Below are 24,222 nucleotides of genomic sequence, written 5' to 3'. Positions count from 1 at the left end.
GCATATTGTTTTTCGCACTGGTTCTCCTGTTGCTCTCCAACAAAACGTTGATTGCCGGAGGACTCGATGACCTGGTTTTGTTTGAAAGAAATGAAGCCGGATTTGTCTTGTCTGATGAAGCTCAGACGGCTCCCATCTTTTTGGGCGAGAGTGAATATGAGGGTGTGAAGTATGTTGCCAACCTTTTCGCGGAGGATTTGAAGCGAATTGGCCTGGCTGAGCCGAAGCTGATCATTGGCGATATTTCAACTGAGAAGAATATTGTATTGATCGGAACTGTTGGGCAAAATCCGGTGCTGGATAAATTGGAGAAATCCGGTAAACTGGATTTGTCGGACCTGCGGGGGCAGTGGGAAAAAAGCCTGGTACAGGTTGTTGAAAATCCCTTCCCCGGAGTTGACAAAGCACTGGTTTTGGCAGGTAGCGATAAGCGCGGAACCATTTATGCCATGCTGAATTTGTCACGTGATATGGGGGTTTCCCCCTGGTACTGGTGGGCCGATGTACCGGTTGATCAGCATTCAGTGGTGTCCATCAATGTCGGTCGTTTTGTAACAGAAAGCCCGAAAGTGAAATACCGTGGAATTTTCCTGAATGACGAAGAGCCTGCTTTGGGAGGCTGGGTGCGCGAGAATTTTGGTGATTTCAATGCCAAATTTTACAGCCATCTGTTTGAACTGATCCTGCGTTTACACGGGAACTACCTTTGGCCGGCCATGTGGGGAAAAGCCTTTTTTGATGACGATCCGGAGAATGGCCGCCTGGCCGACGAACTGGGCATTGTCATTGGAACTTCTCACCACGAGCCGCTTGGCCGGGCACACGACGAATGGCGTCGCTACGGCTCGGGCCCCTGGGACTACAGCAAAAATGCCAAAGTGCTTACCGCGTTTTGGACCAAAGGCATGGAGCGCATGAAGGACTTCGAAACCATTGTAACGGTAGGCATGCGCGGCGACGGTGATGAAGCGATGAGCGAAGGAACGAACATTGCTTTGCTGGAAAAAATCGTTCGCGACCAGCGGAAGATCATCAGTAAAGTAACCGGGAAGAAAGCAGAAGATACACCACAAATGTGGGCCTTGTACAAAGAAGTGCAGGACTACTACGATAAAGGCATGCGCGTGCCTGATGATGTGACATTACTATTGTGTGACGATAACTGGGGCGATGTGCGCAAACTTCCGAACATGGATGCGCCGAAACATCCCGGAGGATACGGCATGTATTATCATTTCGATTATGTTGGCGGGCCCCGAAACTATAAATGGATGAATGTGAGTCAAATCCAACGGGTTTGGGAACAAATGAATCTCACCTACAGCCATGGTGTTGATCGGGTTTGGATTGTGAATGTCGGTGATCTGAAACCGATGGAATACCCGATCAGTTTCTTTCTGGACATGGCCTGGAATCCTGAGCAATTCAATGCGCAAAATCTGTTTCAACATACAGTCGATTGGTGCGCCGAACAGTTTGGAGAAGCCTATGCGGAAGAATCTGCCCGGATCATCGACTTGTACACCAAGTACAACCACCGGGTGACGCCCGAACTGCTGGATGAAAATACCTTCAGCCTGGAAAATTACAATGAATTTGAGCGTGTTCGCAACGATTATCGCGATCTGGCGATGGACGCTTTGCGTTTGTACAACTTGATTCCGATTGAATACAAAGATGCCTTCGACCAGTTGGTGCTGTTCCCGACAAACGCTAGCTCAAACCTATACGAAATGTATTACGCGGTAGCGAAAAACCACCAATTGGCTGAAGCAAATGATCCCGCAGCAAACAATTGGGCCGATGAAGTCCAAAAGTGCTTTGATCGCGATTCTTTGTTGACCGCCCACTACAACCAGCAAATTGCAGGAGGAAAGTGGAATCACCAAATGGATCAGATTCGGATTGGCTACACCTATTGGCAGCAACCTGAGGTGCGCAAAATGCCCGAGGTTTTCCGCGTTGAGGTTCCCGAAATGCCAAATTCGGAGAAAGTTTTTGTTGAGGGCGATGGCTACGTGTCCATCGAGGCGTCGAACTTTCAACAGTCAAAAGGCAGCGACAAAATTCACTGGAACGTGATTCCTGGATTGGGAAGAACCGGCTCGGGCATCACCACTTTTCCGCAAAATGAATATCCGGCCGACACCGATTCAGTTTATCTGAAGTATGCTATCCGGTTTAATACAACCGGAAAGCTGGATGTACATGTATTGGTTTCGCCGAGTCTAAATTTCAATGCCAATAAAGGATTGCGCTATGCCATTTCGATTGATGGTGGCGAAGAGCAAATTGTCAACATCAATGGGGAGTATCGCGGAGAGTTGGGGCAGTGGCAGGCTGAGCGGATTATTGAGAAAACAACAGCACACGAAATAACGACAACCGGAGTGCATCGGTTGCGGATTCGGCTGCTGGAGCCGGGAATCGTGCTTCAAAAAATACTAATCGATTGTGGCGGACTGAAACCAAGTTTCCTGGGTGCGCCGCAAAGTGAACTGAAAAAGCCGGAATAGATGAAACAAAGAAACATTAAAATCTGGATGCTGCTGATTGTGTTGCTTGGGCTGGGTTTGTCAACTCAGGCAGCCGTGAGACTGCCCCGTTTGGTCAGCAATGGCATGGTGCTTCAGCGTGATATGCCTGTTAAGATCTGGGGATGGGCAGATGCGGGAGAACGGGTGAATGTTGAATTCAGAGGACAAAGCTACAAAACGAAAGCGGACAAGCAGGGGAATTGGGCAATAGACCTCGCTGCTAACGCAGCTGGTGGACCGTACTCGCTGAAAGTGAATGAAATTGAACTGACAAATATTTTGATTGGCGATGTGTGGTTGTGCTCGGGGCAATCGAACATGGAATTGCCGATTCGCCGGGTCATGGATTTGTATAAAAATGAAATCAGGAAGGTGGACAACCCGCAAATTCGACTGTTTAAAGTGCCGATGCGCTACATTTTTACCGAAACTAAAACAGATTACGAAGGGGGCGATTGGAAGACAGCGACCGCCGAAAACATACTCGATTTTTCTGCGGTTGCTTATTTTTTTGCAGCCGATTTGTATCAGAAGTATCAGGTGCCGATTGGGCTGGTTAGCTCTGCCGTTGGCGGTTCACCCGCCGAAGCCTGGCTAAGCGAAACAAGCTTGAAGAAATATCCCAACTACTGGCAGACTGCCCAGCAATGCTGCTCCGCAGCTTTTGTTGACAGTGTGAAATCGGCCGATCAAAATCGAATCCGGGAGTGGCATAAGGAGCTGAATAAAAAAGATCAGGGAGTAAATCATTGGTCGACTGGTGACGTTGACGTTTCCGACTGGTCCGAGACTTCCCTGCCCGGTTATTGGAGCGAGCAAAATATCGACTTTAAAAATGGCTCGCTTTGGTTTTGCAAAGAGTTTGAATTGACAGATGACTTGGCGACCGAGGATGCTGTTCTCCGGCTAGGACGAATTATTGATGCGGATTCAGCCTTTGTGAATGGCAAATTCGTCGGAAACATTACTTACCAATATCCACCGCGGATTTACAATGTTCCTGCGTCGGTTCTGAAGCCCGGCAAAAACCAGTTGATGGTTCGGGTGATCAGCCAAAGCGGCAGGGGTGGCTTTATGCCGGATAAACCTTATGCACTGCGGTTTCCGAATGACACGATCGATTTGACCGGACAATGGCATTACCGGATTGGTGCAGAGATGCCGCAGTTGGAATCGCAAACCTTCTTTCAATATAAACCTGGCGGACTTTACAAGGGAATGATCAATCCGGCGCTGAATTACACGCTGAAGGGTGTGATCTGGTATCAGGGCGAATCGAATACGGATCGGCCGGGAGAGTACCGGCAGTTGTTTGGCGATCTGATTCGGGATTGGCGAACGCAATTCCAGCGTCCCGTATTACCCTTCCTGTTTGTGCAGTTAGCCAACCTGGGCGAGCCTCAAAAATTGCCGGCCGAAAGCAATTGGGCGGAATTGCGCGATGCCCAGCGCCGCACGCTTGAGCTACCCAAAACCGGGATGGCTGTCATTTACGACATTGGCGAGTGGAACGATATTCATCCCCTAAATAAAAAAGAGGTGGGGCATCGCTTGTCACTGCTGGCGCAGTCCGTCGCTTATGGAGATAGTAGCGTGGTCTACAGCGGACCGCTTTACCAATCGATGGAAATTGATGATAGCAGCATCGTTCTGACTTTCGCCTCGGTAGGATCTGGTCTATTCACCAATAGTCTCCTTCAGGGATTCCAGATTGCCGGAGAAGATGGCCGGTTTGAATGGGCTCATGCCGTCGTTTTGGATAAAAATACGGTGAAAGTGTCGAATGAAAATGTCCCGCACCCCACTACGGTTCGGTATGGCTGGGCGAATAACCCGGCTGATGCGAACCTGAAAAATAAGGAGGGCCTTCCGGCTTCTCCGTTTACAACGAGCAATTAAAACACAAACCCAATAAACACAAACCTGATGTCAACGAATTCACAAAAAATCTCTGTTTTGGAAAAGATCGGTTACAGCCTTGGTGATCTGGCTGCGAACCTGGTTTTCCAAACCTTAATTACCTATTTAGCCTTTTTCTATACCGATATTTACGGATTGAAAAACAACGATGCCTCCATCATCATGTTATCGGTGGGCTTGGTCGCTGCTTTTCTTTTCAACCCCATTATCGGTGCCATTGCCGACCGTACAAAATCGCGCTGGGGGAAATTTCGGCCCTGGATTTTATTCACCGCTGTTCCGCTTGGGGTGATGGCTTTGCTGGCCTTTTCAACGCCTCATTTTGCCTACAAAGGAAAGCTGATTTATGCAGCTGCAACTTACAGCTTGTTATTGTTGCTTTATGCTTCAAACAACTTGCCTTATTCTGCTTTAAGCGGTGTAATAACCGGCGATATGGGCGAGCGAAACAGTATTTCTTCCTATCGTTTTGCGGCAGTTATGTTTGCTCAATTTTTTGTGCAGGTGTTTATGTTGCCGATTATTGAATTTGCCGGTAAAGGTGACAAAGCTGTAGGGATGGAAACGGTGATGACCTGGTTAGCCATCGTTGGAACGGTAATGTTGCTGATTACTTTCTTCACAACTAAGGAGCGTATTGTTCCTACTGACGAGCAAGCTTCAAGTTTGAAAGAAGATCTTTCGGATTTGATTAGAAACAAACCTTGGTTGATCATGCTGACGGTTACGATTTTGATTTTTGTGACGCTGGCCGTTAAAGGCGGGGCGCACGTGTACTACTTCAATAATTACGTGGACGCCGTAGCCCTCGAAGATTTTATCAGCCCGATATTGGCTGCTTTGTCGGGCATAGGATTAAACTTTTTTGGCAATGACCCTGTTTCTGCGGGCTTCGGTTTATTCAATGCCGGAGGGATCATCTTTATGATGGTTGGAATTGCGCTATCGAAAAAGTTGGCCGACAAATACGGAAAGCGTGATGTTTACATGACCGGACTTTTTATATCCACCTTATTTATTTTGATCTTTTACGTCTTCCCGCCCAAGAGTGTGCTGTTAATGTTCACTTCCCAGATGTTGTATGGACTGTTTTATGGTGTTACCATTCCTGTATTATGGGCTATGATTGCAGATGTGGCTGACTATTCGGAGTGGAAGAACAACCGCCGGGCTACAGCAATCATTTTCTCAGCGATGATGGTAGGATTGAAAGCAGGGCTTTCAATTGGTGGAGCATTGGTTGCCTGGATTTTGGGCTTGTACGGCTACCTGCACCAGGATGCTGTCGCAACAGGACAGGAACTTATTCAGCCGGAATCGGTTGCAACGGGTGTTAAAATGCTGATGAGTGTGTATTCGGCTGTCCCTTTCCTGATCGCATTTACACTGCTTTTCTTCTATGTGATTAATAAGAAGATGGAAGTGCAGATTGAAAAAGAATTGATTGAAAGACGTAAATAGAAAGGACAGAAAAATGAGTAAATACATTTTATACACCGGACTGTTGGCTATTGTCGCTTATTTGGTTGCCTGTACTCCGGCAAAAAAGGTAGAAGAAGTTCCCACTTTGAAGGACGCTTATGCCGGTAAATTTTATATCGGCGCGGCTTTGGATTCAGTTCAGATAAAAGGGAAAGACACGGCTGCAATGCGCGTAGTGAAAGAACAGTTTAACGCGATTGTCCCTGAAAATTGTATGAAAAGTGAGAATATTCAGCCACAGAAAGGCGTGTTCGATTTTATGCTGCCCGATAAATTTGTAGAGTTTGGAGAGCAGAACGGAATGTTTGTTACAGGGCATACGCTGATTTGGCATTCGCAAACTCCTCCCTGGTTATTTGTCGATAGTCTGGGCAATGACATTTCGCGCGAGGAGATGATCGCGCGAATGAAAACGCACATTCAAACAGTTGTTGGTCGCTATAAAGGGCGCATCAAAGGCTGGGATGTGGTGAATGAAGCAATTCTGGATGACGGCTCCTACCGGCAAAGTAAGTTTTATCAAATCGTTGGTGAGGACTTTATTCGGCTGGCTTTTGAATTTGCACACGAAGCTGATCCTGATGCCGAGTTATACTACAACGATTATTCAATGGCAAATCCTGAAAAACGGGACGGTGTTGTTGCCATGGTGAAGAAGTTGCAGCAGGAAGGTGTTCGCATTGATGGAATTGGTATGCAGGCACATATTGGATTGACACAGCCGGATATCAACGAGTTTGAAAAAAGCATCGAAGCATTTAGTGCACTTGGGGTGAAGGTGATGATTACTGAATTGGACCTCACGCTTTTGCCTTTTCCGGATCAGAATGTGGGGGCCGAAGTGTCGGCAAGTTTCGACTATCAGCAGAAAATGGACCCTTATACAGACGGATTACCGGATTCTGTTAATGTTCAGTTTGAACAGCGCTATCTCGATTTTTTCAAACTGTTCTTGAAGCACCAGGATGTGATTTCACGAGTTACGCAATGGGGGGTGAATGATACTCAAAGCTGGCGTAATTACTGGCCAATAGAAGGCCGTACAGACTATCCGCTGTTGTTTGACCGCGATAATAACCCGAAGCCGGTGGTGGCAAAAATTATTGAATTAACAAGAAGCCCCCTCTGACTCCCCCGGAGGGGGAGAAAAAGAATCTGACCCCCTTTTTTTAGACTGGTTCAAATTGAACAGATTATCCGAAAGTCAAGTTGTTAAGAAGTAAAATAAATAATTCAACACTCCTAGTTCCCCTCCGCCGGAGGGGGTAGGGGAGGCTAAAATTTATAAAAATGAAAAAAGCAAGATACCTCGTTCCGCACTTGTACACAGCCGATCCGGCAGTGCATGTATTCAATGGTAAACTGTATATCTACCCTTCACATGATGTTGAATCCGGTATTCCGGAGAACGACAACGGTGATCACTTCGACATGCGTGATTACCACATTTTCTCGATGGAGGACATCGAAGGAGAAGTAACTGATCACGGCGTTGGACTGGCGGTGAAGGATATTCCCTGGGCTGGCCGTCAGCTGTGGGATTGCGATGCTGCGTACAAGGATGGTAAGTATTACATCTATTTCCCGTTGAAGGACCAAACCGATATTTTCCGTATTGGTGTAGCCATAAGTGACAAACCGGAAGGCCCGTTCATTCCGGAAGATGCCCCGATGAAAGGCAGTTACTCGATCGATCCTTGCGTTTTTTGCGATGATGATGGTTCGCATTATATGTACTTTGGTGGTTTGTGGGGCGGGCAGCTCCAGCGCTATCGTGACAATAAAGCATTGGAATGTGCGGCTTTCCCGGCCGATGATGAGCCGGCATTGCCTTCGCGCGTGGTGAAGCTGCGCGACGACATGATGGAGTTCGGTGAAGAGCCACGTGCGCTGGTCATTTTAGATGAAAATGGCGATGTGATCAAAGCAGGCGACAACGATCGTCGTTTCTTCGAAGCTTCCTGGATGCACAAATATCAGGGTAAATATTACTTCTCCTACTCAACCGGTGATACGCATAAATTGTGTTACGCGGTGGGCGACAACCCTTACGGACCGTTCACCTACCAAGGTGTGATTCTTACTCCTGTAGTGGGATGGACGACGCACCATTGTATTGTCGAATTCAAAGGAAAATGGTACCTATTCCATCACGACTGTGTGCCATCGGACGGAAAAACCTGGCTGCGCAGCCTGAAAGTTGTGGAGATGGAATACAACGAAGACGGAACTATAAAAACGATAGACGGAGGAGGCGAATAGGAACTCGGTCCGGATTTTAGAAATATTGTTTTATTGGAGATAAGTGGATCTACGGCTTGGGTCGTTCATCCTGATTTGAAAAAGGGAAATGCCGCTGGTGTTTCCCTTTTTTTGCAACCAGGTATTGAGGTGGTAATTGCGCTGGAATGCTCGCTCTTGTTCGGTCTTTTTAGTGTTCCATTTTCGATAAAACCAGAAAGGTAATGTGCTAAGTGTTGTTCTGATGTCGAAGTATAAAAAGATTCTTAAATCTTTTAAATGCGTCCAACTTTTCAAATTTTAATTTGTTGATTGTTCCTGTTGTTGCGATGCTCAGTCGGTTGAAATGTAACGGAAACGGGACTTAAGCACAGGAACATACTAAACTGGGCAAACGAATTAGACGAAGCAGTTGCTTGAATTGGTAAACTGAATGGTGGAGGGACTTCTGGTTTTTCTATCCTGGAGTTGTTTTTTGTCGACTAAAAATAGAAAGATGGGGTTTACTGTTGACATAGTGGACCTTCGATTTGCAAGAAAAATTGGATTAATGTATGAATTCATCAACTAGAAAGAAAGGGATTGGAATTTTGAAAGGAATGCTGTTCCTGCTCACGGCGGCAATTCTCGGAGGGTGCAAAAAAATGGTTGTACTTGAGCCGAGCGGACCGGTCGGAGAGCAGCAGGCATTTCTGATTAAAGTGGCATTTTTATTAATGCTGATTGTTGTTCTTCCGGTATTTGTCATGGTTATTTGGTTTTCCATTCGTTACCGGGCTTCAAACAAAAAAGCGACCTACAAACCCAAGTGGACGCACTCCAATGCGATTGAAGCCGTGGTGTGGGGAGTACCGGTGGCCATTATTATTGCCTTGGGTTACCTGACCTGGGACAGCACACACAAGCTGAATCCTTACAAACCTTTGGAGTCGGAAAACAAGCCGTTGAAAATCGACGTGATCTCCACCGACAGCGACTGGCTGTTTGTGTATCCGGAGTATAATGTTGCTGTGGCAAACCAATTGGTTTTCCCGGTCAACACGCCGTTGAACTTCCGCCTGACTTCGGGGTCGGTCATGACCTCGTTCTTCATTCCTGCTTTGGGAAGCCAGATGTATGTGATGGCTGGTATGCAAACAAGGCTACACCTGATGGCCAGTGAAGTCGGTGTATTTCGCGGGCACAATATGGAGTACAGCGGTAACGGTTATGCCGGCATGCATTTCAAAGCCATTTCAACCACCGATGCAGGTTTCGAAAACTGGCTGAAAGGCGTAAAGGAAGCGACCGATACCTTAACTGTTGCACGGTTTAAAAAGATCAATGCGATGTTTCATCAGAATCACCCCGTGACCAGCTTTTCGTCGGTTGAGCCGAACCTGTTCAACACCATCATGATGGAGTATATGCAGTGGATGCACACACCGGAGCATGGCGAGATGGAGATGAAACACGGAACCGGGCCGGAAGGGCATAAGCACATACATGGCCATGGGACAATGCATTAATGACGCTGTAAAATTGGAGGAATAAATATATGTTAGGAAAGTTAAGTTGGTCAGATATCCCGTTGCACGATCCGATTATTATGGGCGCCCTGGGTAGCTCAACGATCGGTGCAATAGCGCTTCTTGGCCTTGTAACCTATAAAAAATGGTGGGGATACCTTTGGAATGAATGGTTTACCACAGTCGATCATAAGAAAATTGGGATCATGTACATCATCCTGGCCGGGGTGATGATGTTGCGCGGTTTTGCCGATGCCGTGATGATGCGCGCACAACAGGCCATTGCAGCCGGCGGTAACGAAGGTTACCTGACGTCACATCACTTCGACCAGGTATTCGGCGCGCACGGTACCATCATGATTATTTTCGTGGCCATGCCGTTCATCATTGGCTTGATGAATATTATCGTTCCCCTGCAAATCGGGGCGCGCGATGTAGCCTTTCCGGTGATGAACTCGGTGAGTTTCTACCTCACTGTTGCCGGTGCCGGGCTGATGATGATCTCGTTGGGCGTGGGCGAGTTTGCCAACACCGGATGGACCGGTTTGGCGCCTTTGTTTGAAAAAGAATTTAACCCGGGTGTCGGGGTCGATTACTGGGCCTGGGCCTTCCAGCTCTCCGGTATGGGAACCTTGCTCGGGGGGATCAACTTTGTGGTGACCATCCTGAAAATGCGTGCACCGGGCATGAGCCTGATGAAGATGCCACTTTTCACCTGGACCTCGCTGACCTCAAGTGTTCTCATCATCTTCTCGTTCCCGGTTATTACCGGTGCGCTGACTTTGCTGACGCTCGACCGTTACCTGGGCATGCACTTCTTTACCAACGATATGGGCGGTAACATGATGATGTGGAACAACCTGTTCTGGATGTGGGGTCACCCCGAAGTGTACATCGTTATTCTGCCGGCTTTCGGTATCTTTTCCGAGGTCGTTGCGACCTTCTCAAGTAAACGTCTGTTTGCCTACAAGTCGCTGGTTTGGGCCACCGCTGTGATCATGATCCTTTCGTTCACGGTGTGGTTGCACCACTTCTTTACAATGGGTAACACGGTGAATGTGAATGTATTCTTCGGCATTACGACCATGTTGATTGCCATCCCAACGGGGGTGAAGGTTTACGACTGGCTCTTCACCATGTACCGCGGGCGGATTCGTTTTACCAGCCCGATGTACTGGACGCTCGGCTTCCTGACTGCTTTCGTTATCGGAGGGATGACGGGGGTGCTGATGGCCATTCCGGGGGCTGACTATGTGGTGCACAACTCGGTGTTCCTGGTGGCGCACTACCACAACATGTTGATCCCGGGTGCGCTGTTCGGCTATTTTGCCGGTTTCAGCTACTGGTTCCCGAAAATGTTTGGTTTCAAACTGGATGAGAAATGGGGTAAGCGCGCTTTCTGGGGCTGGATGATCGGCTTCCTGGTCGCCTTTATGCCACTTTACGCGGTTGGTTTCATGGGGATGCCGCGACGAGCTGCACACTACGACGATCTGAGCTGGCAGCCTTATATGATTACGGCCGCAATCGGTACGGCAATCGTCGGACTGGGTATTGCCTGCCAGGTGATTCAGATTGTGGTGAGCATCCGCAAACGCGAATCGCTGGTGGATGCGACTGGCGATGCCTGGGACGGACGCACGCTGGAGTGGGCCACGGCTTCACCGCCGGCTGAGTACAACTTTGCGGTTGTTCCGGTTGTTGGCGACCTGGATGCTTTCTGGGAAATGAAAGAAAACGGAACCGCTTACAAGCACTACCCGGTTTATGCCGACATCCAGATGCCGAAAAATCAACCTTACGGGGTGATCATCGGAGGTTTGGCGCTGGCCTTTGGCTTTGCCATGATCTGGTACATCTGGTGGTTGGCCATCGCCAGTTTGATCGGTATTATCGCGACCATTATTATTTCCGGGTCGAATGACAATGATGGTTACCTGATTCCGGCGTCGGAAGTGAAACGCGTTGAGGACCTGCGTTTCGACCGGATGAAACAGGCTGCTAAAGAAGAAGAGAACGAAAAATCAAGCAAAGAAGAAGTTTATGAGTACAGTGACAAAAACAACTAATATCGCACACGATCACGATCATGGTCACCACGACCAATCGGAAATCAAGTCGTTCGGTTTTTGGGTTTACCTGATGACCGACCTGATCCTGTTTTCGACCTTTTTCGCCACCTTTGCCGTCATCGGTAAAAACTACGCTGGAGGTCCCGGGGCCAAAGAGCTTTTCGAGCTGCCCTTCCTGTTTATCGAAACCATGTTGCTGCTGGTAAGTAGTGTGACTTTCGGTTTCGCGATGATTGCCATGAAACAAGGGAAAAAGCAACAAATGCTGAGCCTGCTGGTTGTTACCGGTTTGCTGGGCGCCGGCTTCCTGGGGATGGAATTGTACGAATTTGTACACATGATCGGCGAAGGCGCAGGCCCCGATCGCAGCGGCTTCCTCTCGGCCTTCTTTACCTTGGTCGGTTTCCACGGCCTGCACGTTACCTTCGGGATCGTGTGGCTGACGGTCATGTTCATCCAAATCGTCAAAATGGGATTCACCACCGGCGTGCAATCGCGCCTGGAACGCCTGAGCTTGTTCTGGCACTTCCTCGACATCGTTTGGGTGGGTGTATTCACCTTCGTTTACCTGTTCGGGTTAATTTAACCCGGTTTTGTTAGTCATTTTAAATTGAAAAGAGATATGTCGAATCATACACATACAGAAGTTGCCGGGGCTGCCCACACGGGCGTGAAGTCGTACATCATTGGCTTTGTGCTGGCCGTGGCCTTCACCCTTATTTCATTTGCCTTTGTGATGATGGAAGAAGTGCCTAAGAAAGTCGCTTTTATCGGCCTTTCCATTGCCGCCTTGATGCAGATGCTGGTGCATTTGCGCTATTTTCTGCACCTGGACAGGTCGAAAGCACAGCGCTGGAATGTTGTTTTCATCGCCTTTACCGCCGTACTGGTCTTTATTTTCGTTGGTGGTACTATTTGGGTGATGGTAACGCTGAACTCGCGCATGATGTAAGATCAACACTTCGTCTGAATTGCTCTGAAGCAATGTCGGTAGTTCCCGGAAATCGCTATTCCGCTCTGCCAGCATTGCTTTTTTATTTTGCGAAGAACTGGATTAAGACAAAGTTTTGAACCACATAGGCACAGTAGGTCACAAGAGCGTATGTTTGTGCGTATCCATCTCCTGGTGTTTATTTGAGCCCTTTGTGAAACTCTGTGTCTAACTCTGTGCCCTCTGTGGTTAGAAAGAAAGACTGGCCACATTAAACCAGAACGATGTGTTCTGTGTGCCTATGTGGTTCACCACAACGAGGACTGCGCTTGATCAATGCCTGGCGAATCGCGAAGCGGTGAAGAGCAGATAGGCCATCAGGGTACAAGCCGCCATGATGGTTCCCATGGGGATCAAGTCGCCGGTGTGAAATACGGCTAACAACGAGCCAACCGCGCCGCTAAAGGCAAAGCGAATAACGCCAATCACAGCATTGGCCGATCCCGAGATCTCGTGAAACTGATTAATAACCAGCGCAACCGTGTTCGAGAAAATTAGTCCCAGGCTGCCAATAAAGGAAACCATCAGCAGAAATACCAGCCACAAGCTTGGTTCGGCCGCGCGTACAGCAAAGAAAAGCAAAAGACCGGAAACCAGCTGAAGAAGCAGCCCGACATGCAGAATCTTGGCCGGCTCGATGGTTTTCACCAGGCGGAAATTCAGGAAGGTGAGCAGTACGTTCATCACTACATTAGCGCCAAAATAAATCGGGAAAAGGCTCACATCAACTTTGAAAAATCCGATGTATAAAAAAGAAGAACCGGTCAAAAAGACGAACATACCCGCTACGGCGAAACTATTGGCCAGCACCAGGGCCACTGCTTTAGGCGAACTGAATATTTTGCGGTACGATCCGATGAGTTGCGTTGCGGTAAGCCGGTGGGTAATATGTTGCGGGTGCCGCGACTCGGGCATAAAAAGGATGAACAGGAAAAAGGTGAGCATCGCCACAGCTGACATAAAGACAAAAATCGATTTCCAGCCCAGGCTCAGTAGCAGGAACGAGCCAATAACCGGAGCGGCCAGGGGCGCCAGCATCATAATCATCCCGATCAGCGACGAGATCCGGGCGACATCCTTGCCTTCAAACCAATCGCGCACAAAAGCCATGTTCACCACCGAGGCAGCGCCACCACCAATGGCTTGTATAAAACGCAAAAGCCATAAGATCCGCACATCGGTTATGAAGATCGCCAGCAAACTGCTGATTGAGAATAGCAGCACACCGCTTAGGGCGACTTTCTTGCGCCCGAACGAATCGGATAGTGGCCCGCCAAAGAACTGACCCACAGCAACCCCAATGAAATAAACCGTCAGCGATACTTCCAGTAGATTAATCGGTACCCCGAAAAAATCGGACATGGCCGGCAGGGCCGGAATATAGGTGTCGGTTGCAAATGGCGAAAGGGAGGTTAGCAGGGCAAGCAAAAAGGTGATTTGGGCAATAAAAAAGCGGTTGTCCCGCGAAATCAAGAATCTCTTCGTCATAAATCAATACGTGTTTACGACACAAAAATAGCAATAACAGACAGTCGTACAGTCGAGTGGCCCTAAACCTTAACGAAATGATGATGTTTTAGTCAAATTGTAGAAAATACAATTAACTCTGTGAAAATTCCTTGCTTTTTCGGAAATTAGCCCGTCAAAAGCATGATAAACTAAAACCAGTTAAACCATTATTCTATGGCCAAAAGCTTATATTTACTCCTTTTGAGTGTGGCTTGTTTATTCCAAAGCTGCACTTCCCAAAACAAAGAACTCATGATTAATCAGGAACTGAACAGTGGATGGCAGTTTGCCGAAAGTGGCACCGATGATTGGCTGCCGGCTATCGTGCCGGGCTGTGTGCACACCGATCTGCTGGCCAACGGCAAGATTGAAGATCCCTTCTACCGGTTGAACGAACGCAAACTGCAATGGATCGATAAAAAGGATTGGGTGTACAAAACCACTTTTGATGCCGATGCGGCCCTGTTGCAACACGACCGGGTGATGCTCGACTTTAAAGGACTGGACACCTATGCCGACATTCGCATCAATGGCGACCTGGTTGATTCAACCGATAACATGTTCCGCGAGTACCAGCTCGATGTAAAGCCTTTCCTGAAAGAAGGCAACAATGAACTGGAAATTACCTTCCGTTCGCCCATCAACGAAGGAATTAAAAAATACGACGCTTATACCTATGTCGTTCCGGTTTCGGCAAACGACCTGGCTGAAATTGGCGAGGTTGAAGGCGGCAAGCGTGTGAGTGTTTTCACCCGCAAGGCCGGTTACCATTTTGGCTGGGACTGGGGTCCCCGCCTGGTGACCAGCGGGATTTGGCGCCCGGTTTACCTGAAGGCCTGGGATGAAGCTAAAATTAACGATCTGCAAATCGTACAACACGAGGTGACGAAGGACAAAGCCACTTTTTCGGCTCTGGTTGAGTTGGATGTTGAGGAAGCCAAACCCGCGACCATCACTGTCCTGGCGGATGGAGTTGAACTTGCTTCTTCCGAATTTGAACTGAGCAAAGGCATCAGCCTGAATAAGCTGGAGTTTGAAATTGCCAACCCGAAGCTGTGGTGGACCAATGGCTTGGGCGAACAACCGCTCTACAACATTACTGCCCGTCTCGATATCGATGGGCAAACAACCGAACTGAGCCACCGCATCGGTATTCGTACGCTGGAGCTGGTTCGCGATCAGGATGAACAAGGCACTTCGTTTTACTTCAAACTAAATGGTGTGCCGGTGTTTATGAAAGGCGCCAACTACATTCCCAACGATGTTTTCCCCTCGCGGGTAACGCACCAGATGTATCAAAACGTGGTGAACACAGCCAAAGAATCGAACATGAACATGCTGCGGGTGTGGGGCGGCGGTATTTACGAGAATGACGAATTTTACGATTTGTGCGACGAAGCCGGGATTTTGGTTTGGCAGGATTTCATGTTTGCCTGCGCCATGTTTCCGGGCAATCCCGAGTTTTTGGATAATGTAAAGGCTGAAGCCGAGGACAATGTGAAGCGCCTGCGCAATCACCCGAGTTTGGGTGTGTGGTGCGGCAACAACGAAATTCTGGCGGCCTGGTTCGACTGGGGCTGGAAAAGGGCTGAGGAAGCCAAAAGTCAGGACAACGCCGATAGCATTTATGCGACCTATCAGAAAATTTTCCACGAAATTTTGCCCGATGCAGTGCAAAAATACGACGCACAACGATCCTACTGGGCATCAAGCCCTTCGTCGGGAACCGGTATCCCGGCCGACCTCAAAAATGGCGACGAGCACTATTGGGGCGTTTGGTGGGGCAAGGAGCCCTTTCCGAACTACGCCACACACATTGCCCGTTTTATGAGTGAGTACGGCTTCCAGTCGTTCCCCGAGCTGAAGTCGGTGAAACAGTACGCTACGCCCGAGGACTACGATATTTTGTCGGAAGTGATGAACTCGCATCAACGCTCGTCAATCGGCAACGAGACTATTGAATACTATATGCTGCAGGACTATAAAAAGCCGAAGGACTTTGAGTCGTTCCTGTACGTGAACCACCTGTTGCAAGCGGAAGGTATTAAGTTTGCCGTCGAAGGGCACCGCCGCGCCATGCCGTATTGCATGGGTAGTTTGTACTGGCAAATCAACGATGTGTGGCCGGTTGCTTCGTGGAGCTCAACCGACTATTACCAGCGCTGGAAAGCCCTGCAATACTATGTGAAGAAAGGTTTTGCCCCGGTTTTGGTATCGCCGTACCTCACGGGCGACCAGTTTAAAGTGGGCGTGGTGAACGACAAGCTGGAAGACATTCAGGCGGAGTTGAAAATGAAGGTGATCGATTTTGACGGCAAAGTGATTTGGGAAGAAAACAAGCCTGTTACGGTAGCAGCCAATTCGTCGGCTGATTACTTCGACGTGAACGAGAAAGCCTTCCTGAAAGATAAGGACAGCAAAAACCAGCTGTTTGTGGTTGAGCTGTACGATGGCGGTCAGTTGTTGTCATCCAACGAGTTTTTCTTCAGCCCGGTAAAAGATCTGAACCTGCCCAAACCAACGGTTGAATCATCAATTGCAGCGGTTGACGGTGGTTACGATATCACGCTGAAATCGGATAAACTGGCCAAGAACCTGTTCCTGACCATCGGCGACGAGGATGGTTTCTTCTCCGATAATTATTTCGATTTGTTCCCCGGCCAGGAGGTGACGGTGCACCTGAAAACAGCCATCTCCAAGGAAACGCTCAACGACGTGTTGACCCTGCAAACACTCGACAGTTCGTATTGATTAAATACCGGATAAAATGGAAAGATCCGATCTTGGGAAGAGGTCGGATCTTTTTTTCTTCTTATTAGTCTTGGCACTACTTCACCCAACCAACTTCAACCACAGAAAGTAAAGAGCGAACAGCGAAAGAACGATGATTCCGAACCACGAGAAGAGTCTCATAAATCGACTCGGCTGGTATTCACTGGAAACATGTGCCGCGGTGACCGCTTTCAGGTTCAGCACGGCTAAAACGGGCGCGGTGATAAACGAGAGCGTGGTGGCAATGTCGACCAGTAATTTCATTTGGTCGGCGAAGACTGAGATGAGCAGCACAGCGCCGGTAATCAGGATAGCCATCCAAAGAAATTTCAGCTTGTTTTCCGACAACTTCGACTCGACTCGTGGGATGAAAACTTCCAAAATCGGCGTTAGCACCCGCGGGTAGGCATCGAGCACCGTCAGCGTGGTACTAAACATGGTGGCAATAGCCGCAACGGCCAAAATCGGGTACGACCAGTTGCCGATGGAGCTGGTGTACAAAGCCAGCAACTGGTTCGAAAACTGCACGCCCCCGTTGGCAAAACTTTCACCCGAATGAAACATCACCAGGGCTCCCAGCCCCAAAAAGGCGAGCGACAACAGGGTGGTGCCGATGTAGCCGATATTAAAGTCGAGCAAGGATTCTTTCAAGCTTGGGCGATAACCGGTGGCTTTCATTTTGGCGAGCGTCCACAGCGAACTCCACACCGAAATGTCGATCGCGGTGGGCATCCAGCCAATCAGGGCAATCAGGAAGGCCACGTTCCCAACTGAAAACTCAAACGGAGCCTGGTTATCGATGACGGTCTGCACATCGCTTTTCAGAAAGGCTGCAATCAGTGCGGTGACGGTGCATAGCGACAGGATGACGACCACAAATTTGATCAGGCGGTCGAGGGTTTTGAAATGACCAATGAGCACGACGACCGCGCAAAGCAACAGCAGTAAAATGGCGAACTGGATGTAGCTCAATGGAGAATGAAAAACCGAGCTGATCAGCCCCACCGTTACGGAAGTGACAGCTGCCTGGATGGTAAACATGGTGCCGATGGTGAGCAGCAGAAACAAGGCAACCACCCATTTGCCCATGCGCCGGTAGCCGTCAATCAGGCTTTCGCCGGTGGCAATGGCATAGCGCGAACCGTATTGAAAAAAGGGGTATTTCAGGATGTTCGCGATAATTACCACGCCAACAAGTTGAAATCCGTAGTCGGCGCCGGCGCGGGTACTCTGTACCAGGTGCGACACGCCAATAGCAGCAGCAGCCCAAATAATTCCGGGGCCAAGGGCTTTCCAAAAGTTTGTTTTCATAAACTGATTTTTCGTTGCTGGGAACTGAACCGCAAAAATGGCGAAAAATTTACGGATGCACCGAAATTGCGCCCGAAGATTCGGTTTTGCCGGAGGGAGCTGTATTTTTTGTTTCAGAACTTTGGCGGCCAAAGCGCCGGCGTTCGCGATATACTTCGTACTTTTGAGTCTTAAATATTGAATGGACTTGACGATGAGTTTGAACGATCTAAAAGTGATTGCCTTTGATGCGGATGACACCTTGTGGGAAAACGAGAATTTCTTCCGCGATGCCGAGAAGGCGTTTTGCAAGGTGATGGCTGAATTTGAAGAACCCGATAAAACCATGAGTGCGTTGTTTCGGGTTGAAATGCAAAATATGGAGCTTTATGGTTATGACATTAAAGCCTTCACCTTGTCGTTGATTGAAACGGCGCTGAAGGTTTCGCAGCAGCAGGTTCGGCCCGAACAGATTGAAGCCATCATTGCCATTGGCAAACAGATGTTGCAAAAGGATGTGATTCTACTGGACGGCATCGTCGATCTGCTGGATAAGCTCTATGGCAAGTACCGTCTGGTGGTGGCTACCAAAGGCGATTTGCTCGACCAGGAACGAAAGCTGAAGAAATCGGGCCTGCTGAAGTATTTTCACCATATCGAAATTATGACCCACAAGCGAGAGGAGAATTACCGCGAATTGCTCAACCACCTGGATATTCCGGCAGAGCAACTGTTGATGGTCGGCAACTCGCTGAAATCGGATGTGCTGCCGGTGATTGAGCTGGGCGGCTATGCGGCTCATATTCCGTATTACACCACTTGGATTTTTGAACAGATGAACCCGGAAGACATTCAAAGTGACCGCTTCTTTGAACTGAAACAAATTCACGACGTTTTGGATTTGTTTGAAAAAGCGGAGGAGTAACATGTAGCGTCTTCCTTTTACCTTTTTACTTGTAATTTTTTGCCTTTAAACTATGGAATACCAAGGAAATATATTGAAGATGCGTGCTGAGTTGGCTGATCCGGTTCAGTACTTTTTTCGCATCGGTGATCAGGAAATCGATATGAACGCCCTTCTGGGCAAATATATCCGCATGCAGTTCGACGGGCAGATCAACTGCATATCATGTGGGAAAAAAACAAAAACTTCGTTCGGCCAGGGATTTTGTTACTCCTGCCTGCAAACAGCCCCCGAGGCGAGCGAAACGGTTATGCGCCCCGAGTTGTCGAAAGCTGAATTTGGCCTGGCCCGCGATCCGGAATGGGCCAAAGAGCACGACCTGATTGACCATTTTGTGTATTTGGCTGTATCGCGCGAGCTAAAGGTTGGTGTTACGCGCCATCATCAGGTGCCAACACGTTGGATCGATCAGGGCGCTTCGTATGCCATTCGCCTGCTAAAAACACCCAACCGCCATATTGCCGGTGTTGCCGAGGTTTTTCTGAAAAAGTATTTCACCGATAAAACCAATTGGCGCGATATGTTGAAAAATCATGTCGCCGAAAACCTGGAGTTAGTTGAAGAAAAGGAGAATGCACTCCGTTTACTGCCCGCCGAACTGCAGCAATATCGGAGTGAACAGGACGAGGTCGTTCATCTCCAGTATCCGGTGCTCGAATATCCATCAAAAATAAGCAGCCTCAGCTTCGACAAGCAGCCCGTTATTGAAGGAAATTTACAGGGGATAAAGGGGCAATATCTGTTGCTGGATGGCGGCCGGGTGCTCAATATCCGCAAGCATAACGGCTATTTTCTGACGCTCACTTTCGAATCGTAGGCTGAAGTTTTGCTTTTATTTCGAATCGAAGCCAGGTGTGGCTGCTTGCTTTCATATTGCAACTGCTTGTTTTAGAGTTCTTTTCTAAAACATTTAATTTTAAGGCGAATAAGGACTTTCGATCTTCCTTGTCAACTTTTTTTTTCGTTTATTTGATTGTTGATTAAGGGGCCCTATAATATTATAGTAACTATGGAAAATATCGATTGGAAAAATATTGGTTTTGGTTATCGAAAAACCAATTTCAATATTCGTTGTTGGTTCAAAGATGGTCAGTGGGGACCATTGGAAGTGAGCGATTCGGAACATATCAATTTACACATGGCCGCGACCTGTTTGCATTACGGACAGGAAGCTTTTGAAGGCCTGAAGGCATTTATGGGAGAAGACGGCAAGGTTCGTGTTTTTCGCATGGAGGAAAATGCCCGCCGGATGCAATCGTCCAGCGAAGGTATTTTGATGGAGAAAGTGCCCGTTGATCTTTTTTGCGATGCTGTTCGTCTGGCCGTGAAAGAAAATATGGAATTTGTGCCTCCTCATGGATCGGGAGCATCCTTATATATTCGTCCTTTGCTGATCGGGACAGCTCCCGAGATCGGAGTAAGACCTTCTCCGGAGTATTTGTTCATCATTTTTGTAATGCCGGTAGGGCCTTATTTTCCCGAAGGATTTAAACCCACCGAGTTGGTGATTTATCGCCAGTTCGACCGGGCAGCACCGCTTGGAACCGGTAAATATAAAGTGGGGGGCAACTACGCCGCCAGTCTTGTTGCCGGTAAAAAAGCCAAAGAGGGGCATTATTCGGCGGTACTTTACCTGGATGCCCGCGAAAAGAAATATATTGATGAATGTGGCCCGGCCAACTTCTTTGCCATTAAAGACAATACTTATATTACTCCAAAATCGGAGTCTATTTTGCCCTCCATTACCAATATGAGTTTGATGCAGCTGGCGGAGGATTTGGGCTTGAAAGTGGAGCGGCGCAGAGTGCCCGTGGAAGAGCTGGAAACCTTCGAAGAAGTTGGCGCCTGCGGAACAGCAGCCGTTATTTCGCCGGTAAAGCGAATTTACGACGAGGATCAGGATAAAGAGTACTTATATGGCTTCGATCCGGGACCCTGGAGCACCAAGCTTTACCACAAACTGCAAGACATCCAATATGGCGACGAAGAAGATGTGCACGGCTGGGTAACCATTATTGAATAACGAATAAAAACAAATGATAAGTGAGCCTCATCCCTGGTGGATGGGGCTTTTTATTTGACATTATGGGGTGTTGCTTTCGACAGAAGCCGAGGGCTTGTGATGGCTGCTGGTGCTGTTTGTTCGATTTAATTAGCTCTTTATTAGTTGTGTTTGAAAATTTATCCGTAAATTGAATAACACTTCTTTTGAAGGTTGTTGCGATAAACAAGAATCTGATAAATGAAATTGCGAATCGAAAACACCAACGTTCATGGCTGTCACTTCCTGTAAATATCATTACGACCCGAACGATCAAATCCTGTATAAGGTTTACACAGGGCCCGTCAGTTTCGAATGTTTGGTCTCGTCCTGGATCGATGCATTTCAGTCGGGAGAGGTTTCCCCGGGAATTAAACGGTATGTAGTCGATTATACGGCCGCCACGCTCGAGATTAAAGTGTCAGAGTACACCAGGGTTGCCCGGTTTTACAAAGAAAATGAGGCTTATTTCGGGGGAGCCCGCATTGCGGCAATTGTCACAACACCGCGGAATATTGTTGTCCCGATCCTGATTGAGACCCAGGATGATGGTTATCACTCTAAGGCATTTACCACACTTGACGCTGCCCGAAAATGGCTCTTAAAATAAAGATCGATTTGATTGTTTCTCTGTCGGAGTCCCCCCGAAAATCCGTAGAAAATGCCTGGTCGCCGCCGTTGATGCAAACACGCCGCCGAAAGTTGGCGTGGTTATTCATTAAGCTTTACAGTAGCCTACCCACCGCGATCGGTTTCGCCCGGCATACCGTGACTTTCACTCAGGGTGCTAATATTTCGGGAAGCTACGATGTAAAACTGCTCAAAAACACTTGTTTTCTACAGCATGAAGCGTTCTATAAATGCCTGAATTATTCTAATTTGACTGGCAATTACTGATATAAAACGCATAATTATGAAGACAAGACATCCTGATCGTGAGATTTTTCCCATTGAAATTTTTGCGGGTACCAACATTCAGGCCAGCCTGCTGAAGAGTATGCTCGACGACGCGAAGATCTATTCGTTTGTGAAAAATGAATACGTTGGTACTTTGGCTCCATGGTATACCGACTCGGGTGGTGTCGGCCCGGTTTCTGTCATGGTGGCGAGTGCCGATGCTGATGAAGCGCGGCTGATCGTCGAAAATTTTGTGAAAAACAGCAAAAGTAAGGAGGTTCATTAACGATTCGTTCTTTGGGAAGTGAAACCGGTGTTCGCCAAATGTTGTTTTGCCCGAAAGTTGCCAGACTATGAATGTGTTTGGAAAAAAGCCATTTCAGCTCTGCTCCGTAACTACAGGCGTATGTTTTTTTGTTCCCCGATTCGCCGGTTTTGACTTCGGTTTGTAACTTTGGACGGATCTAAATAATAAGGTCAGCTTGATTGAGCAGCGCTTCGGATGGAAGGTTTGCTTGATCAAGCTGAATTTTTGATCCCTGTTCAAACGTAAAATATCGAGCAATGAAAAAGTTAGTCGTCTTATCCGGAGCGGGTATGAGTCAGGAGAGTGGCTTGCGCACTTTTCGCGATATGGGTGGTTTATGGGAAGAGTATGATGTGTCGGAGGTTGCCACTCCCGAAGCCTGGGAACGAAATCCGGAGCTGGTGAACCGGTTTTACAACGAGCGGCGCCGACAGCTGCAGGATTGTGAGCCCAACCAGGGACACCGGCTGCTGGCCGAGCTGGAGCATGATTTTGATGTCCATATCATCACGCAGAATGTTGATGATTTGCACGAACGTGCCGGAAGTTCAAAGGTGCTTCACCTGCATGGCGAATTGAAAAAGGTGCGAAGTTCGGTCGATCCGAATCTGATTCTTGAGCTGGATGGCTGGGAGCTGAAACTGGGGCAGAAATGCCCCAAAGGAAGTTTGTTGCGCCCGCATATTGTCTGGTTTGGCGAGGCCGTGCCGGCGATGGATCAGGCCATCGACATTGCCTCGCAGGCTGATCTGTTTTTGGTGATCGGCACCTCGCTGAATGTTTACCCCGCAGCCGGACTGGTGCATTACACGCCATCGGCCTGTCCGCTTTATGTGGTGGATCCGGAACGGCCGCCAATATCGATGAAAGGGGTAACTTTTATCGAGGAGAAGGCCGGTGCCGGCATGGTGAAGCTGAAAAAGTTGTTGGTTGGCCAATAAGGGGCGTGGCTCCTAAAATTGCAGCCACCATACTGCTCAGGCTATAGCCAGCGTGAGCACGCTGACACGCGCATTGCAGCGCGAGAGGATGGCTGTGGCGCATGCTTCGAGTGTGGCGCCGGTGGTCACAACATCGTCGATCAGAATGAGATGCTTGCCCTCAAATTGTTCCGGCTTTTGCAGCTCAAAAATACTTTCCACATTCTGCCATCGTTCCCAGCGCGATTTGCGCGTTTGGGTTGAGCTGTGCGTGCACCTTCTCAGGTTGCTGTTGTTGATCGGTATGCCCAACGATTGCGATAGTCCCACTGCAATATGATAGCTCTGGTTGTAGCCCCGCTTTTTTTCTTTGCGGGGGTGAAGGGGCACCGGGCAAATCAGATCGGCCGAGCTGATCGAGGCATCTTCTTTTAAGCTGGTTCCAAACAGCACGCCGATATATTCGCCAAGCTGCTTTTGTCCGCGATACTTTAGCTCGTGCAGGATTTGTTGGTATTGGCTTCCCTTTTTAAATTCAAAAAACGAACAGCCGCGTTCAATTGGTACTCGGCCGTAGAACAACTGTTCCATCACATTTTCGCGTTGTTTATGGTGGTTGGTGCGGGGCATCTGAAGCAGGCATCGCAAGCAGAGGTATTGTTCGCTTTGGATGAGTTTGCATTGACAAACCACACAGCTTCGCGGAAATATGAGTTCGATAAATTGTTGGGCGCTGTTTTCTAGAATGTTGGTCATACGGTTTTGGGTATG

The 24,222-nt window shown here is 48.3% G+C and carries 19 protein-coding genes; 16 read left to right on the top strand and 3 right to left on the bottom strand.

Annotated features, from left to right (window positions below; genetic code table 11):
• The first annotated feature begins 5 nt into the window (after nucleotides 1-5).
• From C8N47_RS01580 to cyoD, 9 genes are all read left to right on the top strand, one after another.
• Nucleotides 6-2,516: a glycosyl hydrolase 115 family protein gene (locus tag C8N47_RS01580; RefSeq protein ID WP_211316001.1), complete on the top strand. Its 2,511-nt coding sequence runs from the start codon at nucleotides 6-8 to the stop codon at nucleotides 2,514-2,516.
• A complete protein-coding gene (locus tag C8N47_RS01575; protein ID WP_107820754.1) occupies nucleotides 2,517-4,436 on the top strand; it encodes a sialate O-acetylesterase in 1,920 nt (639 codons plus the stop codon).
• Nucleotides 4,437-4,463: 27 nt separating this feature from the next.
• Nucleotides 4,464-5,918, top strand: a complete 1,455-nt coding sequence (locus C8N47_RS01570; protein WP_107820753.1) for an MFS transporter — start codon at nucleotides 4,464-4,466, stop codon at nucleotides 5,916-5,918.
• Between the two features lie 13 nt (nucleotides 5,919-5,931).
• A complete protein-coding gene (locus tag C8N47_RS01565) occupies nucleotides 5,932-7,068 on the top strand; it encodes an endo-1,4-beta-xylanase (protein ID WP_107820752.1) in 1,137 nt (378 codons plus the stop codon).
• 161 nt (nucleotides 7,069-7,229) lie between these two features.
• Entirely contained in the window at nucleotides 7,230-8,201 is a 972-nt protein-coding gene (locus C8N47_RS01560; RefSeq protein WP_107820751.1) for a glycoside hydrolase family 43 protein, read from the top strand.
• A 533-nt stretch (nucleotides 8,202-8,734) separates the two neighbouring features.
• Nucleotides 8,735-9,688, top strand: coding sequence for a ubiquinol oxidase subunit II (cyoA, locus tag C8N47_RS01555; protein WP_320168271.1), 954 nt, complete (start codon nucleotides 8,735-8,737; stop codon nucleotides 9,686-9,688).
• A gap of 29 nt (nucleotides 9,689-9,717) precedes the next feature.
• Entirely contained in the window at nucleotides 9,718-11,757 is a 2,040-nt protein-coding gene (gene cyoB / locus C8N47_RS01550) for a cytochrome o ubiquinol oxidase subunit I (RefSeq protein WP_107820750.1), read from the top strand.
• Complete coding sequence (gene cyoC / locus C8N47_RS01545) at nucleotides 11,732-12,346, top strand: cytochrome o ubiquinol oxidase subunit III (protein WP_107820749.1); 615 nt, start codon at nucleotides 11,732-11,734, stop codon at nucleotides 12,344-12,346. Before cyoB ends, cyoC begins: the two co-directional genes overlap by 26 nt.
• A gap of 36 nt (nucleotides 12,347-12,382) precedes the next feature.
• Complete coding sequence (gene cyoD, locus C8N47_RS01540) at nucleotides 12,383-12,712, top strand: cytochrome o ubiquinol oxidase subunit IV (protein ID WP_107820748.1); 330 nt, start codon at nucleotides 12,383-12,385, stop codon at nucleotides 12,710-12,712.
• Nucleotides 12,713-13,024: 312 nt separating this feature from the next.
• Here the strand turns inward: cyoD and C8N47_RS01535 are convergent, their stop codons facing one another.
• Nucleotides 13,025-14,239, bottom strand: coding sequence for a multidrug effflux MFS transporter (locus C8N47_RS01535; protein ID WP_107820747.1), 1,215 nt, complete (start codon nucleotides 14,237-14,239; stop codon nucleotides 13,025-13,027).
• 273 nt (nucleotides 14,240-14,512) lie between these two features.
• Here C8N47_RS01535 and C8N47_RS01530 point away from each other — a divergent pair, with 273 nt between their 5' ends.
• The gene (locus tag C8N47_RS01530) at nucleotides 14,513-17,011 is read left to right on the top strand and encodes a beta-mannosidase (RefSeq protein WP_170111255.1); all 2,499 of its coding nucleotides are present in this window, start codon (nucleotides 14,513-14,515) and stop codon (nucleotides 17,009-17,011) included.
• A gap of 81 nt (nucleotides 17,012-17,092) precedes the next feature.
• Here the strand turns inward: C8N47_RS01530 and C8N47_RS01525 are convergent, their stop codons facing one another.
• Entirely contained in the window at nucleotides 17,093-18,343 is a 1,251-nt protein-coding gene (locus C8N47_RS01525) for an Nramp family divalent metal transporter (RefSeq protein ID WP_107820745.1), read from the bottom strand.
• A 193-nt stretch (nucleotides 18,344-18,536) separates the two neighbouring features.
• On the opposite strand from C8N47_RS01525, the gene C8N47_RS01520 reads away from it, so the two are divergent.
• From C8N47_RS01520 to C8N47_RS01490, 6 genes are all read left to right on the top strand, one after another.
• Complete coding sequence (locus C8N47_RS01520) at nucleotides 18,537-19,247, top strand: HAD family hydrolase (RefSeq protein WP_107820744.1); 711 nt, start codon at nucleotides 18,537-18,539, stop codon at nucleotides 19,245-19,247.
• Between the two features lie 52 nt (nucleotides 19,248-19,299).
• Nucleotides 19,300-20,103: a DUF2797 domain-containing protein gene (locus tag C8N47_RS01515; protein ID WP_107820743.1), complete on the top strand. Its 804-nt coding sequence runs from the start codon at nucleotides 19,300-19,302 to the stop codon at nucleotides 20,101-20,103.
• Nucleotides 20,104-20,295: 192 nt separating this feature from the next.
• A complete protein-coding gene (locus tag C8N47_RS01510; RefSeq protein WP_107820742.1) occupies nucleotides 20,296-21,309 on the top strand; it encodes a branched-chain amino acid aminotransferase in 1,014 nt (337 codons plus the stop codon).
• A 250-nt stretch (nucleotides 21,310-21,559) separates the two neighbouring features.
• Nucleotides 21,560-21,937 (top strand): hypothetical protein, encoded by a 378-nt coding sequence (locus C8N47_RS01505; protein ID WP_107820741.1) that lies wholly within the window; start codon nucleotides 21,560-21,562, stop codon nucleotides 21,935-21,937.
• A gap of 303 nt (nucleotides 21,938-22,240) precedes the next feature.
• Entirely contained in the window at nucleotides 22,241-22,510 is a 270-nt protein-coding gene (locus C8N47_RS01495; RefSeq protein WP_107820739.1) for a putative signal transducing protein, read from the top strand.
• 278 nt (nucleotides 22,511-22,788) lie between these two features.
• Nucleotides 22,789-23,472: an SIR2 family NAD-dependent protein deacylase gene (locus tag C8N47_RS01490; RefSeq protein WP_107820738.1), complete on the top strand. Its 684-nt coding sequence runs from the start codon at nucleotides 22,789-22,791 to the stop codon at nucleotides 23,470-23,472.
• A 36-nt stretch (nucleotides 23,473-23,508) separates the two neighbouring features.
• Here C8N47_RS01490 and C8N47_RS01485 read toward each other — a convergent pair whose 3' ends face one another.
• Complete coding sequence (locus C8N47_RS01485; RefSeq protein ID WP_107820737.1) at nucleotides 23,509-24,207, bottom strand: ComF family protein; 699 nt, start codon at nucleotides 24,205-24,207, stop codon at nucleotides 23,509-23,511.
• Nucleotides 24,208-24,222 lie beyond the last annotated feature (15 nt).

The sequence above is a fragment of the Mangrovibacterium marinum genome (assembly GCF_003046625.1).
GTDB classification, from domain to species: Bacteria; Bacteroidota; Bacteroidia; order Bacteroidales; family Prolixibacteraceae; genus Mangrovibacterium; species Mangrovibacterium marinum.
This window is presented reverse-complemented; position numbering and strand designations above follow the sequence as displayed.

Bases quoted from the DNA above. Each gene is read 5' to 3' on its own strand.
- C8N47_RS01575 (WP_107820754.1), top strand. From the start codon at position 2,517: ATGAAACAAAGAAACATTAAAATCTGGATGCTGCTGATTGTGTTGCTT.
- C8N47_RS01570 (WP_107820753.1), top strand. From the start codon at position 4,464: ATGTCAACGAATTCACAAAAAATCTCTGTTTTGGAAAAGATCGGTTAC.
- C8N47_RS01565 (WP_107820752.1), top strand. From the start codon at position 5,932: ATGAGTAAATACATTTTATACACCGGACTGTTGGCTATTGTCGCTTAT.
- C8N47_RS01560 (WP_107820751.1), top strand. From the start codon at position 7,230: ATGAAAAAAGCAAGATACCTCGTTCCGCACTTGTACACAGCCGATCCG.
- cyoA (WP_320168271.1), top strand. From the start codon at position 8,735: ATGAATTCATCAACTAGAAAGAAAGGGATTGGAATTTTGAAAGGAATG.
- cyoB (WP_107820750.1), top strand. From the start codon at position 9,718: ATGTTAGGAAAGTTAAGTTGGTCAGATATCCCGTTGCACGATCCGATT.
- cyoC (WP_107820749.1), top strand. From the start codon at position 11,732: ATGAGTACAGTGACAAAAACAACTAATATCGCACACGATCACGATCAT.
- cyoD (WP_107820748.1), top strand. From the start codon at position 12,383: ATGTCGAATCATACACATACAGAAGTTGCCGGGGCTGCCCACACGGGC.
- C8N47_RS01535 (WP_107820747.1), bottom strand. From the start codon at position 14,239: ATGACGAAGAGATTCTTGATTTCGCGGGACAACCGCTTTTTTATTGCC.
- C8N47_RS01530 (WP_170111255.1), top strand. From the start codon at position 14,513: ATGATTAATCAGGAACTGAACAGTGGATGGCAGTTTGCCGAAAGTGGC.
- C8N47_RS01525 (WP_107820745.1), bottom strand. From the start codon at position 18,343: ATGAAAACAAACTTTTGGAAAGCCCTTGGCCCCGGAATTATTTGGGCT.
- C8N47_RS01520 (WP_107820744.1), top strand. From the start codon at position 18,537: ATGAGTTTGAACGATCTAAAAGTGATTGCCTTTGATGCGGATGACACC.
- C8N47_RS01515 (WP_107820743.1), top strand. From the start codon at position 19,300: ATGGAATACCAAGGAAATATATTGAAGATGCGTGCTGAGTTGGCTGAT.
- C8N47_RS01510 (WP_107820742.1), top strand. From the start codon at position 20,296: ATGGAAAATATCGATTGGAAAAATATTGGTTTTGGTTATCGAAAAACC.
- C8N47_RS01505 (WP_107820741.1), top strand. From the start codon at position 21,560: ATGGCTGTCACTTCCTGTAAATATCATTACGACCCGAACGATCAAATC.
- C8N47_RS01495 (WP_107820739.1), top strand. From the start codon at position 22,241: ATGAAGACAAGACATCCTGATCGTGAGATTTTTCCCATTGAAATTTTT.
- C8N47_RS01490 (WP_107820738.1), top strand. From the start codon at position 22,789: ATGAAAAAGTTAGTCGTCTTATCCGGAGCGGGTATGAGTCAGGAGAGT.
- C8N47_RS01485 (WP_107820737.1), bottom strand. From the start codon at position 24,207: ATGACCAACATTCTAGAAAACAGCGCCCAACAATTTATCGAACTCATA.